General features: G+C 32.5%; 18 protein-coding genes and 1 pseudogene. 1 reads left to right on the forward strand and 18 read right to left on the reverse strand.

Annotated features, from left to right (window positions below; translation table 11 throughout):
• Window positions 1-12: 12 nt before the first annotated feature.
• The 18 genes and pseudogenes from H7K77_RS19050 to H7K77_RS21420 form a co-directional block, all read right to left on the reverse strand.
• On the reverse strand, window positions 13-933 hold the full coding sequence (locus H7K77_RS19050) for an NAD(P)/FAD-dependent oxidoreductase (RefSeq protein ID WP_186580285.1): 921 nt from the start codon (window positions 931-933) through the stop codon (window positions 13-15).
• 32 nt (window positions 934-965) lie between these two features.
• Window positions 966-1,367: an RrF2 family transcriptional regulator gene (locus tag H7K77_RS19055; RefSeq protein WP_186580287.1), complete on the reverse strand. Its 402-nt coding sequence runs from the start codon at window positions 1,365-1,367 to the stop codon at window positions 966-968.
• A 395-nt stretch (window positions 1,368-1,762) separates the two neighbouring features.
• The gene (locus tag H7K77_RS21410) at window positions 1,763-1,903 is read right to left on the reverse strand and encodes a hypothetical protein (protein WP_235989012.1); all 141 of its coding nucleotides are present in this window, start codon (window positions 1,901-1,903) and stop codon (window positions 1,763-1,765) included.
• 181 nt (window positions 1,904-2,084) lie between these two features.
• A complete protein-coding gene (locus H7K77_RS21415) occupies window positions 2,085-2,606 on the reverse strand; it encodes a DUF5412 family protein (protein ID WP_235989013.1) in 522 nt (173 codons plus the stop codon).
• Between the two features lie 68 nt (window positions 2,607-2,674).
• The gene (locus H7K77_RS19070; RefSeq protein WP_186580289.1) at window positions 2,675-3,217 is read right to left on the reverse strand and encodes a prephenate dehydratase domain-containing protein; all 543 of its coding nucleotides are present in this window, start codon (window positions 3,215-3,217) and stop codon (window positions 2,675-2,677) included.
• A gap of 179 nt (window positions 3,218-3,396) precedes the next feature.
• Complete coding sequence (locus tag H7K77_RS19075) at window positions 3,397-4,251, reverse strand: DUF2785 domain-containing protein (RefSeq protein WP_186580291.1); 855 nt, start codon at window positions 4,249-4,251, stop codon at window positions 3,397-3,399.
• Window positions 4,252-4,463: 212 nt separating this feature from the next.
• The gene (locus H7K77_RS19080; RefSeq protein ID WP_186580293.1) at window positions 4,464-5,054 is read right to left on the reverse strand and encodes a hypothetical protein; all 591 of its coding nucleotides are present in this window, start codon (window positions 5,052-5,054) and stop codon (window positions 4,464-4,466) included.
• A gap of 95 nt (window positions 5,055-5,149) precedes the next feature.
• Window positions 5,150-5,539 carry a hypothetical protein gene (locus tag H7K77_RS19085; protein ID WP_186580295.1) on the reverse strand — a complete coding sequence of 130 codons (390 nt, stop codon included), beginning with the start codon at window positions 5,537-5,539 and terminating at the stop codon, window positions 5,150-5,152.
• A 301-nt stretch (window positions 5,540-5,840) separates the two neighbouring features.
• Complete coding sequence (locus H7K77_RS19090; protein WP_186580297.1) at window positions 5,841-6,128, reverse strand: nucleotidyltransferase family protein; 288 nt, start codon at window positions 6,126-6,128, stop codon at window positions 5,841-5,843.
• Between the two features lie 102 nt (window positions 6,129-6,230).
• Window positions 6,231-6,518, reverse strand: coding sequence for a hypothetical protein (locus H7K77_RS19095; RefSeq protein WP_186580299.1), 288 nt, complete (start codon window positions 6,516-6,518; stop codon window positions 6,231-6,233).
• A 425-nt stretch (window positions 6,519-6,943) separates the two neighbouring features.
• On the reverse strand, window positions 6,944-7,111 hold the full coding sequence (locus H7K77_RS19100; RefSeq protein WP_186580301.1) for a hypothetical protein: 168 nt from the start codon (window positions 7,109-7,111) through the stop codon (window positions 6,944-6,946).
• A gap of 660 nt (window positions 7,112-7,771) precedes the next feature.
• Window positions 7,772-8,410, reverse strand: coding sequence for a pyridoxamine 5'-phosphate oxidase family protein (locus tag H7K77_RS19105; RefSeq protein ID WP_186580303.1), 639 nt, complete (start codon window positions 8,408-8,410; stop codon window positions 7,772-7,774).
• 427 nt (window positions 8,411-8,837) lie between these two features.
• Window positions 8,838-9,065, reverse strand: coding sequence for a hypothetical protein (locus H7K77_RS19110; protein ID WP_186580305.1), 228 nt, complete (start codon window positions 9,063-9,065; stop codon window positions 8,838-8,840).
• Between the two features lie 374 nt (window positions 9,066-9,439).
• Window positions 9,440-9,820 (reverse strand): DUF3221 domain-containing protein, encoded by a 381-nt coding sequence (locus H7K77_RS19115; RefSeq protein ID WP_186580307.1) that lies wholly within the window; start codon window positions 9,818-9,820, stop codon window positions 9,440-9,442.
• Window positions 9,821-10,370: 550 nt separating this feature from the next.
• Window positions 10,371-10,862 (reverse strand): hypothetical protein, encoded by a 492-nt coding sequence (locus tag H7K77_RS21100; protein ID WP_222599457.1) that lies wholly within the window; start codon window positions 10,860-10,862, stop codon window positions 10,371-10,373.
• Window positions 10,863-11,005: 143 nt separating this feature from the next.
• Window positions 11,006-11,350 (reverse strand): hypothetical protein, encoded by a 345-nt coding sequence (locus H7K77_RS19125; protein ID WP_186580311.1) that lies wholly within the window; start codon window positions 11,348-11,350, stop codon window positions 11,006-11,008.
• A gap of 292 nt (window positions 11,351-11,642) precedes the next feature.
• A complete protein-coding gene (locus H7K77_RS19135; protein WP_186580313.1) occupies window positions 11,643-11,921 on the reverse strand; it encodes a YesK family protein in 279 nt (92 codons plus the stop codon).
• Window positions 11,922-12,325: 404 nt separating this feature from the next.
• Window positions 12,326-12,858 (reverse strand): annotated as a pseudogene (locus H7K77_RS21420) (histidine phosphatase family protein).
• 220 nt (window positions 12,859-13,078) lie between these two features.
• Between H7K77_RS21420 and H7K77_RS19145 the strand changes: the two are divergent.
• Complete coding sequence (locus H7K77_RS19145) at window positions 13,079-13,225, forward strand: hypothetical protein (RefSeq protein WP_222599459.1); 147 nt, start codon at window positions 13,079-13,081, stop codon at window positions 13,223-13,225.
• Window positions 13,226-13,238: the final 13 nt, after the last annotated feature.

Consider the following 13,238-nt stretch of genomic DNA (forward strand, 5'->3'; position numbering starts at 1 on the left):
TATCCTCCTTTTTTAAGGGTGCTGTTTATCCTGGTTAAATTTCTGTTCTATAAGTTCTGCGTTCACTGACATGGCAGCCATAGAGCCCTCTGCTGCCGCAATAATTAATTGAGAGAGACCGGCAATTCGCGTATCTCCACAAGCAAATACACCTTCCGTATTCGTGCGTTGCCAGCTGTCGGTTTCAATTCCTCCATACTCGTTTAATGTATATTTAAGTGTAGAGCTAAAAGAAGCAGCCTGTTTCCAATCCGCAGTTATAAACCCTCCTTCACGGTGCACTGTCGTACTATCTTCAAGCTGAATTTTTTTCAGCATCCCGTCTTCTCCAATAAAAGTGGTGATCTTCTTTTCATTTAAACTGATTCCGTAGCCTTTGAGCAATTCTTGTTCTTCCAACGAAACTATCTTATTACCATTGGTAAAAATAATTAAATCGTTCGTCCAATTGGATACCATTTTCGCCATATGAAGCGCTCTTTGATCATTTGCAATCACTGCAAGCGGCCGATCTCTTAATTCCCAGCCATCACAGAAAGGACAGCTGAATAGACTCTTGCCATAGAACTCTTTCACCCGTGGGATATCAGGAAGCACTTCCTTAAAGCCAGTTGCGAGAATGATTTTTTTTGCGCTATATACTTCCCCATTTTGTGTCTCCATCTGGAACGAGGTATTTTCTTTATTAATACGATGCACCCGTTGCTTTTCGATCCTTACGTCTGGGTACTTGCCTAATTCTTCATGGGCGACTCTTTTGAATTCCTGAGGATCAATACCGTCCCTTGTGATAAACCCATGAGATTCTGAAACAACTGCATTTCTCGGTTTGTTGTCATCGAACAGGATAGTTTTACGTCTTGATCTTCCAAGAACTAATGCAGCATTAAGACCAGCTGGCCCTCCGCCAATCACAGCGCAGTCTAGTATCATCTAGTCCACTCCTTTCATTTTTTCCTTTTTTGTTATTTCTGTTTGGCTTCTGCCTCTTTAGCAATATTGATTAAAAGCTTTGATTTCAGTTCAGCTTTCATATTTTCCTCTGCCTGCCTCATTACGTTCTCAATCAGACAACCTTCATGATGAATGGAGCAGTCGAATAAGCTAGTATCTCCTTCAGTCGCATGAATAACATCTAAAAAGGATATTTCATGTTTTTTTCTGGAGATTTTATAGCCCCCTTTCGCACCAGGCGTCGACTCAATCAAACCTGCTTTCGCAAGTTTGGTTAATATCTTAGAAAGGTAAGTCGGGGAAAGATGCTGCATTTCGGCTAATTCCTGCACTCCCACCGCGCTGTCCTCTGGCTGCAGCATTAAATGAACCATCGTATGCAAGGCGTAGTTTGTCGCGTTTGAATATCTCATAGAACCCCCCAAATACCGATATTAAAGACTCTTAATATCTTTAATTAAAATGAGTTTATCACTGGAAGCGAAGGAAGTCAACATTGTGGTTTTTAAACTTCGACTAAACTGCTCCGTTACTTTTAAGTACAACTTTCACATATTGATTTTAACATAGTATTCCAATCATCTGTTGATATTCAAAAGAAAAAGCCAATTTTGACGATTCTCTTGTTTAACTAACGAACCCGTAACTTTAAGTGAAGACTATCATAAAAGCTCCAAAAGAAAAAGACAGATATGAAGTTTTTTGCTTCTTTACTGTCTGCTTAATCTTTCTATTTCAGATTCAACTTTATAAACTCTTTTATTCAATACTTCGGTTTTGTCATCAATATGTTCAGCAATTTTCTCTGTCAAGCCCCTAAACTTTCATTCAAGTTTTGCTGTAACTTTTGTTGCCCTACTTCTAACCTTGTTTGTCCCGTTTTTAGTTCGCCAATGTTTGTCTTAATGTCTTTCAGCTCATTTAAAATCTGTTTTAATATATCCTCCATAGAACCTACCTCCGCTCCAAATACTCTAAACTAATGATATCATCTATTAACTATTTAACCATATATAAATGAATGTATTCATGGCTTAAAATTCCAGATGTCATAAACCTGTGCTTGTTAAAGAAACGTCACCCTTTACTTTAAAATATTCATGACTCCCGTTAGTTCCATTAGGATTAGATTAATCTAAAAAAATATCACCCTTATTTAAATTTAATGTATGATTGTTAATGGTCACTATATCGTTACTATTCCATTCAATGTCAGCCTTGTGCATATTAATATCTTTATAAATATTCTTTTTAAACCACAATGGACCATCTAGTACTCCCAATACTGATATAGCACTGGCTGCTCCGCCATTTATTGTATAAAAGTCGATTTTATAATTAGAATCGGGCGACTGTGTCGTTTCAATTGGTTGTCTCGTAATTGTAATCACACCAATTCCCAATAAGAGAACTGCTGAAAGAGAGAAGGAAATTAGCACCGTCAGCCAACTCCTAACTTTCGCTCCCATACTCGCTTTGTATTTGGATCCCATAATTCCTAAAATAAAAGTGGAAACAGTCATTAACCATAGAACAGAAATAGGTGGCGCTATTGACCATATTTGGTTAATAGACGCATATAAAGAATAGAGAGAAAGAACCAAGAGAAATAAACATAAAAAGAATGACCATAAATTATATCTTTTTTCCAAAAAAAACATCTCCTCGTATAAATAAAAAAAACTTCACTTAAATTTTGTTCTTCAATTAACCTGTTAAGTCAGTAATATTTAACCCCTACTAGATAAAATGTCGTAACATCATCGTTGTTTTCAATGTTATTCGCTATAATTTCTAAACCATAAACCTTAGCAGAAAGCTTTGAAGCTATTGCTGCTACATTTACTAAACGATGTTCCGCAACGTGTTTTGCACCAGCTGCCGTATTATAAATTACTCGCTCTGATACATTAATTTTATTTAGATATAGACTACACTCCTGAAGCGCCTTTGGATGAGAATAAACTGTATCTATACTCCTTATGTCTGTGCCTTTTAAAGCTAGTAGACAGTGATGGGTATTGAGATTATATTTTTGCTTTACTATGTAATTATCTGAAAAAAGTAACTCTTTCACTTCTTTAACAAATCCAGAATTGGATGTCTTAACTGGTAGTACGGCAAAATCTGACTGATTTTTTTGTACTGATTCTAAAGCACTAGTGAAACTGTTACAGTACAAAAAAGAAACATTTTCACCAACCATTTTAATAGCTGCCGTTTCAGCATAAGAACCTTTTAAACCACAAATAGAAATAATCATTTATCTCCTCTTTTTCCTATTTAATAATATTAAGTGAGGGTTCCTATAATCTGTATCCCCTAGATCCCCACCCGTACTTTAACAAACCTTACCTTGTGATAACCAAACTAAAAAAAACACAACAATCGCAGCCCAAATATTGACCCTTCCCCTCACAATCAACAGTACAAAATACTTATTCAATAGATTCTCGTTAGGCTTTGTTCCATATTTTTCTGAAGTGGTGATAGTTTTGGATTACCATTAATTTTAAAGTGAAAACTTTTTAAAAATGATTTGATATTAAACACTAAGAACCAATACTTTTCGCTATCAATCTGCTGTTTTTGAACTTTTAATTCATTGGGTAACTGTTCGAGCAATTCTTCTATTTCTTTTACATTCAATCCTCTTTCTAGCATTTCAAGAATAGGAACTAGTAACCTTTCATCCTCATCGTGAACATAGACACTACTGGATATGAGAACCTTACTCCACAATACTCTTAATATTTCAGGATAATTTTCTTTATCTAACTTTGGATTCTTCACCAGCTCATCAAAAGTGTCAGCTACGTGTGCGATACTGTGAGCCCATCCTTTACCAGGGACATAACCTCTTATATCTTTCTCAAGCTCAATGTACTTAATCAATTCCTCTTTAGTGGTATCAATTGTAGTTTTAGGCAAAAAGTTTTCTTGACTATCCCGTCCCAATATTAATGCTATTAACAGCGTAGAAAACGCCCTTGTAAACACGGTGTCTGTTTCCTTTTCACCAATTCCTTTAAACATTAGTTCATTAATACAAGCATCTAAAAGTTCAGTTAAGATTTCCGCTTCTATTTCATTGCTTTCAATAATTAATCTATAAAAAGTGCTATATATCAACTGGTCACGGAGTTCACTATCCTTTGAACCAATATGCTCCAACATAGATTTTAATATTAAAGTTGTCTCTAACTCCTGCCATTGGCTTCTTTCATATTTGATTTCAGTTAAAATAGACTTCAGTTCACTTTCGCCCAATGAGATTTTCCCCAATGACAAATCCATTAATTTCTATCCCCTTTATTCTTAAAATTTAATAGCTATTTAGCCTGCCAGTTACATAGTTATACACTTTAATATTAACATAATATTCCAACTATCCACTCCAAAAATAAAAGATCACCTAGTTAAGATGATCTTCTTGTAATTAATTTGTACCGGTATATTTAATAGAAATCCTTTGTTGATGTATAAGATCTTACCAAATTAGCAAACAATTACACATGCTCAATAGAATAATATATTTTGAGTATCTTCCTTTGAATATCAACGTACTTCTCATAAGCTGTAATGAATTCATTGATGTTACCTATTCGGTAAAATTCTATTTTCGTTAGTTCATTAGAAAGATATTTAAGATCTTTATCAATTTGTTCATCTTCGATTAGATCTGCTGCTTGTTGCAAAGCAAAAGGTTTCTCTGCTAAAACCATAATAAGTTCGCCTTTTCTATTTTCGTTGTTTTTCTGAAACAATTCCAACAGTTCCTCATTACTCCCAGTAAAAAAAGAGTTGAGGTTTCTGGCTTTTGGAATTTCCACTTCTCCTGTTGGACTTACTGATTTTGCGGCTTTTTCAATTAATTCGATTGCATGTTTGGTTGATTCATCAATAGGGGCTCGATTAAAGTAGTTTGAATAAACTTGAGTATCAATCTCTATATCAATTTCGTTATACTTCGGTTCTGGTTTGCTTTCTTTTTCTTTATTCACAGAATCTGTTTCATTATTTTCTAGATCAATTGGTTCCTCAATTGCTTCCTCATCTGTCATTACATTTGTAGCAATTACAAAAAACAAAAATGCCAATAAAACAATTAATATTTGTTTCTTTATAATAGCCCTCCTTATTTAAAAGAGTGATTACTTTGTTCCGCATTCGTGCTTGTTAACTTAATAATTTTCTAGGGATTTTTAAACTTGCTATCAACTTTAACAAGAACATAATTTTCACTCCACATTTGTGTAGTAGCAACTAAGCGTTCTTCATTTTTTTTGAAAAATAGACCCGCACCATCTTTATTTTTAAATTCCCAACCATTTGAAATAATCATTTGTTTAATGTTTTCATCAGCTTTCCTAATACCCTCATTTTCATTTTTTGTGATATACCAAATCGTTTCATCTTCTTCTGCAATTTCTACTACCTTATTATCGGATTTCTTCAGTTTTTGAATTACTTCTTTTGCTGTTAAATTCTCTATAGGAAGGGGAGGATAGTATGACTTGTTTACAAAGATAAAACCAACAATAATAACTATTACAAACCCAAAAATAAATAAACCCTTTTTCAACTACTTACCCCCTTATTGGTTTCAAATCATTAAATCCGTTAGCTCTTCTGCTCCGTTACCTAATTACAATTATTCACATAACAATTTTAACATAAAATTCCAAAACATCTTATTACTTTCAAAAGAAAAGGAACGCCAATTGACGTTCCTCTTCAGTAAAACTTGCAACCCTTAGCTAAAAAATAAAAAGACTTTAGATTTTCTAAAACCCAAGCCTTTATTCTAGATCAAGTATATCGGTTATTTTATCTTTTAATAGTGGTATTTTTATTTTAAGAACGTTCCATACAATTCCCGTTATCTATAGCTGAATGGCTCCGTTTAACACATCTTCTTTCATACTCCAATGAATCGAATTTTCTGTTACAACATCGACTTTAATATCGAGTATGTCTTCAACCTCTTGTTTAAATCGAATCAAATCAAACAAACTTCTTCCTTGCTCAAATTCTACAAGTAAATCAAGATCACTTTTAGGTCCGTCTTCATACCTTGCAACAGAACCAAAAACACGTATATTTTGGATACCATGATTATCAGCTACTTTCAGAATTACATCACGTTTTTCTTGAAGAACATCAAATACCATAAAGAATCCCTCACATTCTTTCTCTTAACAAGATTATATCATGCCTAAAAAAACGTCTGCACATATTTAACAGTTTCTTTTGATTGACCCTCTATACTTACTTCAGAGCAATAATTGGGACTGATTCCTATGTTTTCTTTCTAACAATTCCCACATCAACCATCCGCATATAATTCCAACTAAAGGAAATATGACCAGGCTGATTAACAAATCTTTTAAAACTTCAATAGTTAAATAGGATGTAAAATTCATGCCAAAATCAAGGACACTTGTAACAATAAAAAATAATATTGCAGTTGTAACTCCCCATCCAATCACACCTTGGGTAATAATAAAATGCGTTTTACCTTTTTTCTTTATTTCGGGCCAAGACATTTTATTATTAATCATATTTATTTCTCCTTTCCGTTTATTGTACCTATTAAAACGCTTGCTGAAGCTATCATTGCTATACTTCACATAATCAAAACAAAAGATATTGTAAGCCAATCCAACACACACTAGCTTGTTTTTAGAACGACAATTTATTTATCTTTATCAGAGTTATTGATTACTTGTAAAGAGTTTGCTACCCAATAAAGTATAGTAAAACATAAAAGAGCAAATAGATTTTTAATATTTGTTTCTATATCAAAATAAAGGATGATTAAGCATCCAAACGGATAAAACATAATTGCACTGTTAATATTATAATTTTTAAAAAGCTTCTGCTTCATTTGTATCGCCCCAATATTTTATATGACTTTAATTCCATCCCTAACCAGCCTCTTTACTTTATCAAAGAAAGACGAATATCCTTGCTCAACATTTGCTCCCTAGAAGAATATATCCTTTAGATAGGTTCCGAAGTTATGCCCAGCGGAATACATAGTTTTACATAGCTGAACAGTCATTTCTATTAAAGTGGTCATTCCATACGTCCACACATATATTGATAGTACTATTGTTATCAAAAACAATAGCTGCTGTAACTGACGACTCAATATAAATACCTCCATTATCTATTAATCAAATATTTCACTATTCATTTGCAAAACTAACCTACCTACCAAGTTACTTTAGTACAACTATTCACATATTAATTTTACCATAAGGTTCTATAAAACCAGGTTGCTTTCAAAGAAAAAGGAACGCAGATTGACGTACCTCTTGTTTAACCCTTGTACCACATTTGTGATATAAGATTAGCCAGATTTTTTGCTTGACCTTCTTCTATATGGTTTTTTTAGTTTAATAAGATCTTATTACTTTCACTTATTTTTCAGTACTTTTTGTTATTTAAACTTATTACAATCTTAGCAATTCCCATTGCCATAAGACCATTAAGTAAAGCAAATAAAGAAATAATTGGATAAGCATTATCAGCGAAAAACATCATTATCAGTGTGATTATGCTAAATAGAACAAATAGAAAACCTATTATGTACAAAGAAATACCGATAAACAAATATACACCACCAATTACATATTTTAAAAAAGTACTGTAGGATTTATCCCGTCAACTAGTAAAAAAGAGAGTCTCCAGGTGTTCCTCCTTTTCACTCCTCAGGATTAAAAGCTACCTACCATCACGATGAGAGTCCCCGATTTCAAGAAAAAGCAATATGGAAAACGCAAATAAAACCCGCCACAATATTTTCCAACTAATAAAGCCGCTTTGAATAACCTTCTTCTAGCCTTTTCTGAATAGAATCAACACTAGTATTTGGGAGATTAGCGTGTTCAAATATTATTTTTGCAGCCGACGGCAATAAGGCTTTATCTGTCCAAGAATTAGGTTCCCATAACCCCGATCGTTTAAAGGCTTTTGCACAATGAATAAAACATTCTTCTACCTCAACACCAATACCCAAGAGAGGTTTTTTTCCTTTAAACGACATGTTCTCAAGCAATTCATTGTCTGTAACCAAAGTGGCTTTTCCATTAACTCTCAATGTTTCACCTAAACCAGGAATTAAAAAGAGAAGACCTATTCTTGGATTGGATAAAATATTACGCATAGAATCTATTCTTTTATTTCCAGGTCTTTCAGGTATGACTAACTGCTTGTCACTTAGAACTTTTACAAATCCAGTCTTATCTCCTCTTGGTGAAACATCACAAAATCCAGATTCATCAGAGGTTGAAATAACCACAAATGGCGATTTTGAAATGAATGTTGAACAATGGTTATCAAGATATGTTATTGCTTTGTTATTTACTAATTCACTAGGAAAACCAATAATGGAGCGTAATTCTTTTTCTGTTTGAATCGTATTTTTAAACTGATAATATTCTTTCATATTTACACCTCTATATGATCGATCTTATCCTAATAGCAACATTTCTTCTTTAACAGTTCTGACATTTACTTCAATCAGATAAGTACGATCCCCTTCTTGATGATAAGCATTACTTTGGCTTAACTACATAATTTTACAATTCTCCATAAGAGCTAGAATTGTAATTAACAAACCTGTTTTATCGATTCTTTTATAATCATATGGAATATCATATAACTTCTCATATTGTTCATTTCAAAGTATATTCATGCAATGGGATTTATTTTTAAAAATATGCTTAGGTTGTAGATAACACTCGTTTGGATATATTACATAACGTGTATAGCTACCGCCTTCATCAACTATATTATGTACACATTAAAAAGCCGCACTGTCTAAAGGATCGTGCCATTTTGCAAAGATTAGGGAATGTTTGCTTCCTCACAAATTACATTAACCTATTTTTAGGCGCAAAGATCTTTTTAGTAAGTCTTATCGTTAACATAACCATTTTACCAATTAACCAAAAAGGAAAATATAACATAAATACCATCAGACCGTTATTTACTAGCATTAACAGCAAGTGGTCTCCCTTGTTGTTTTTCTCTTGGTAATATTGGTCTACTTCTTTGTATTCTTCCCTCAAGCGTTGAATGAGTCCTTCCTCCTTTCCCATATCTTTGTTTCTTTTTCAAATTTCATAGTTCTACTATTTTGATACCTAATTACACCGGGTAAACTATTCAACTCTCTTACCGTTACTTTTTTTATAATCCTTGCTATCCCAACCCCAGTTTAAAAAAACAGAGATGGTGGCAATTATAAAGGAAGTACGTACATTATCAATCAAATTCAACTTCTGTTCGGTGATCACATCTAAGATTATAAAAAAAATGCACCCAAATATAACAGTCCCTATATACATTCTCATTTTGGACTTTCTTAAAAATTTCAACACCAAGAATTACCCCCATACAAATTACGTTGTAACATTTATTACTACATTTTATAAAAACTATTTCAACTTGGGTCAGTTAATAGAAAAAACTTTTATTCTTGAATGATTTCAATTTTCTCAGAGTCTTGATATGGAGGCGAACCCTGCATTACATATTGTTCTCTCTCAAATGTCACTTTAACTTGCTGTCCTACAACAAATCTATCAATCTCAACCTCATCCACTAAAAACCAAGAACCATTATTAAGTCTTGCTAAGGTTCCTAGTTTACTATTATTTGCAATATCCTCTTTCGTCACATCAGGAATAACTAATACTGCTGATCCTATTGAGTGATTAGATTTAATATAGCTAATAATACCTACTATCTCGACAGAATCCTTGATTTCATCATTCTTAAGAGTTTCTTCAGAACAACCGGTTATCGGTATTAAGATTCCCATAAATACAAATAAACTTCTAAGTAAATTCATTAAAATCTTCCTTTTTAAAGATAATCTTTACCCTTGTTAAGTTCATTCTACTTAGACCTAAAACCAATACTTCAAAATTCTTGGAACTCAAACCAATAAATACTCTTTCCACCATTCAAATTGCTAGTTTATTTGGAGTTCTTCTTCATAATCTTAAATATTAGCATTCCTATTGCAACAAACGCTCCTATAATTATCAATAGAAGTATTAAGCCAGGTATTCCAACAACTTACCATATTAATCCTCCTACCAATCCTTCATTTTTAATGATTTTAGATATCACTAAGTTTCTTCGTTCACTACCTCTGTTTAAATATAGATTTTTAACTTCTCATCACGATACCTTGCAAATGGACCGTGTTTATTGTTAATCCAAGCTGATATCAATTAAGTCAAATCATAATTTCGAGCTCACTTTTAAGCTAAGTTGTTCTTATGATTAAATTTTGCATAAAACTCCAAATGCACCATTTTTATTTCAAAACAAATGAAAAGGAACACTAATTGAGGTTCCTCTTGTTTATCTCTGGCATCCGTCTAGTTCAAGAACTATTTCTCCCTAATTAGATTTCCATTTTTATCATAATACTTGTAATTTCGATATTCATAGCTATGTTTATTTATTTGTGGCAGATCAACCCAAGTTATAGATGCTTGATATGGAGTAAAACTTTGATCTAATGTTTCCCCATTTATATCTACTTGCATTCTCGCAATCTCATTTTCATGATTCGTCACAAACATTATTTTCTTAGAACTTTCCATTAAATCTCCTAATGAAGGCAGAAACATACTAAACGCTTCATCCTTTCTAGATTCAATATGCTTCCAGACGTAGTTTCCTTTCTTATTTTGTTGAAACTCTATATAAGATGGACTATTGTTTGATAGAAAGCCCACTATTCTAACTTTATCGAAATCATCAATTTGAGTAACCTTAATTTGCTTATTCTCATAACCTTCAATAGACTTAATGACTCTAACTATGGAGTCCTTATCATTTCCATATAGCTTTTTTGAATGATAAAAATAGAAAGACACAAAGACAAATAACAGTGCTGCTATAATTATTCCTATTTTCTTCTTCCCCTTACACTATTAACCCTCACTCTTATTGCACAATCCTACCCAATAGTAAAATAAAGATTGCTGCTTATTCAGCATACGTTCCCTTTAGCTTAAGATTATTTCTTCGTATCTCTCAAAAATTCAATAGCCTCTTCTACTTCATAAGTTTTTAATTTTATTTTTTTCATTTCACCACCGCCAGTTTCAAAAATAAATACTGCTGGAGTGTTTTCAATTTCATAATTAGGATACTTTTCTTTAGCTCGTGCCAAACTTGTTATATATTCCACCTCAACAACAGAATATTCTTTATTAGCAAACTCACCAAACGTACCACTTATATTGTTTTCCCCTTCAACAACAAGAACATAGTAATTCGTTTCTTGATTATTGCTAGTCGAACAGCCTAAAATAGATAAAACCAATATCATATTTAACAAACCTAACGTGATTTTCTTCATGTTTCCTCCCTCCACATTACTACTATGTTAATCGGACAAGTGTGCAATTCCTTCTTTATAGAAACACTTCCGTTTATGAAAGATTACTGAATCTTAAAGTCATATCCTATATAATTAAATACTTTTTTGAATCCTATATTCTCTGCAACCGCAATCGATTGCTTGTTAGACTCCATACCGAATCTCACCGATAGATTACTCTAATTTACATCCTCCCTTTTCACTAAATATGCCCCTTTGATAAACTCCCCTTTAATTTAAAGTGTCTATCTTCACGTTGCTCTTTTTATAATCACATTTCTTTTTTATTTTTAATAAACGGGCTAATACCTGTTCCAATCGCTGTACCAATAAGAGCTGAAGCGGAATAGAACCCAATCGCCATTCCTTCCCAACGACCGATTCCAAAAATACTATATATTAAAATTCCAACAAATATAACAAAAAAAGTAGCAGATACCATATACAACACCATTCGTTTTATAAACCTTGCCAATAAGCAAATGACTAAGGCAGCAACAATACAAACTAAAATAATCGGCAACCACCCTTCCAAATAAAGAGCATCCAAGACAAACACCTCCTAACTTAAGTATGTCTTTAAACAAATTCACTCTGATTTTATTCCTTGATCCAACCGTTATAGATCTTCCTTTTATAGGTATAATTCCTTTATTCTTAAAAACAAAATACTACCCATTGTTGAATAAGTTTTACTGAGAATGAATATAGTAAGTCGTACCTAAAATTTTCTATATCAATACCAATTTTAACATAAAATTCCAGTAAACCACTGTATAAAATAGTAGTTCACCATTAATTAATCACTGAAATGAATGGCAATGATTCCTATCAAGCATGCACTTTTTAGACTTTTCAATAATAAAAAAGGTGTTTATCAATTAGTTAACACCTTTTTTTGCGATTAAAGTTAATTAAACTAAAAGCTTCAAGTGATTTTTTTCACAAATGTAATTATAAACTTATTAGCTCACTATCTATTTCTACAATGGAAGTATTCTCCGTTTTGAATTTTGTCATTTCTTCAAACGAAGTATTGGTTAAATAGCATTGAATACACATAATGACAGCACTATGTGTAACAATTCCAACATTCTCATCATTCCTATTTACTATTCCTCTAATAGTAGTTAAAACACGCTCCAGCATATCTTGGTATGATTCTCCGTTGTGCGGTTTAGTATGTCTTCGATTATTAAACCAATTATCATATTCGGAAGGAAATAATGATTGTACTTCATTCCATGTTAAGCCTTCCCACTGACCTAGATTTATTTCTTCTAACTTAAAATTTCTGCTGTTTTGATTGCCCTGTTTTGCTGACTTGAATATATTTTTGAGATTTCATAATTGGACTCTATTATTTTTTCACTTAACTGTTCTGCTTGTATAACACCATTAGAATTAAGTTCAATGTCTTTACTCCCCTGGATTTTGCCTTTTAAATTCCAATCTGTTTGTCCATGTCTAATCAAATACAGCTTCATTGTTATCCTTCTTAAGGAATCCCGTTACCATGAATGACTTGATGATTAAAGGGAATGTAATACAAAATATGGAAACATATGATACAATTAGGTAATCAAGTTTTACAATATAGACAATGTTTCTTATTCAACGAACAAGTTATGCTAACGAAAAGAAAGGGGGATAATTGTGATTTCACTAAAATTGAAAACATCAATTAGCATTATCCTTAGTCTCAGTATGTCTGCATATGTAATGATAATTCCTAATCCAAATTACTTTGTTATTGGTTTTTCTTGTTTAATTGCGGCAATTTTGGCTGGTTGGTCAATTGCAGATGTTATTAAAAATAATACTCAATCAAACGATAGCATCAGCGCAGAATAAGCTAATTAAAATT

The sequence above is a fragment of the Aquibacillus kalidii genome, from assembly GCF_014280935.1.
In the GTDB taxonomy this organism is placed as follows: domain Bacteria; phylum Bacillota; class Bacilli; order Bacillales; family Amphibacillaceae; genus Aquibacillus_D; species Aquibacillus_D kalidii.

Coding starts and splice junctions, on each gene's coding strand:
- H7K77_RS19050 (WP_186580285.1), bottom strand. CDS start 933: ATGATACTAGACTGCGCTGTGATTGGCGGAGGGCCAGCTGGTCTTAAT.
- H7K77_RS19055 (WP_186580287.1), bottom strand. CDS start 1,367: ATGAGATATTCAAACGCGACAAACTACGCCTTGCATACGATGGTTCAT.
- H7K77_RS21410 (WP_235989012.1), bottom strand. CDS start 1,903: ATGGAGGATATATTAAAACAGATTTTAAATGAGCTGAAAGACATTAAG.
- H7K77_RS19070 (WP_186580289.1), bottom strand. CDS start 3,217: ATGATTATTTCTATTTGTGGTTTAAAAGGTTCTTATGCTGAAACGGCA.
- H7K77_RS19075 (WP_186580291.1), bottom strand. CDS start 4,251: ATGGATTTGTCATTGGGGAAAATCTCATTGGGCGAAAGTGAACTGAAG.
- H7K77_RS19090 (WP_186580297.1), bottom strand. CDS start 6,128: ATGGTATTTGATGTTCTTCAAGAAAAACGTGATGTAATTCTGAAAGTA.
- H7K77_RS19095 (WP_186580299.1), bottom strand. CDS start 6,518: ATGATTAATAATAAAATGTCTTGGCCCGAAATAAAGAAAAAAGGTAAA.
- H7K77_RS19105 (WP_186580303.1), bottom strand. CDS start 8,410: ATGAAAGAATATTATCAGTTTAAAAATACGATTCAAACAGAAAAAGAA.
- H7K77_RS19110 (WP_186580305.1), bottom strand. CDS start 9,065: ATGGGAAAGGAGGAAGGACTCATTCAACGCTTGAGGGAAGAATACAAA.
- H7K77_RS19115 (WP_186580307.1), bottom strand. CDS start 9,820: ATGAATTTACTTAGAAGTTTATTTGTATTTATGGGAATCTTAATACCG.
- H7K77_RS19125 (WP_186580311.1), bottom strand. CDS start 11,350: ATGAAGAAAATCACGTTAGGTTTGTTAAATATGATATTGGTTTTATCT.
- H7K77_RS19145 (WP_222599459.1), top strand. CDS start 13,079: ATGTCTGCATATGTAATGATAATTCCTAATCCAAATTACTTTGTTATT.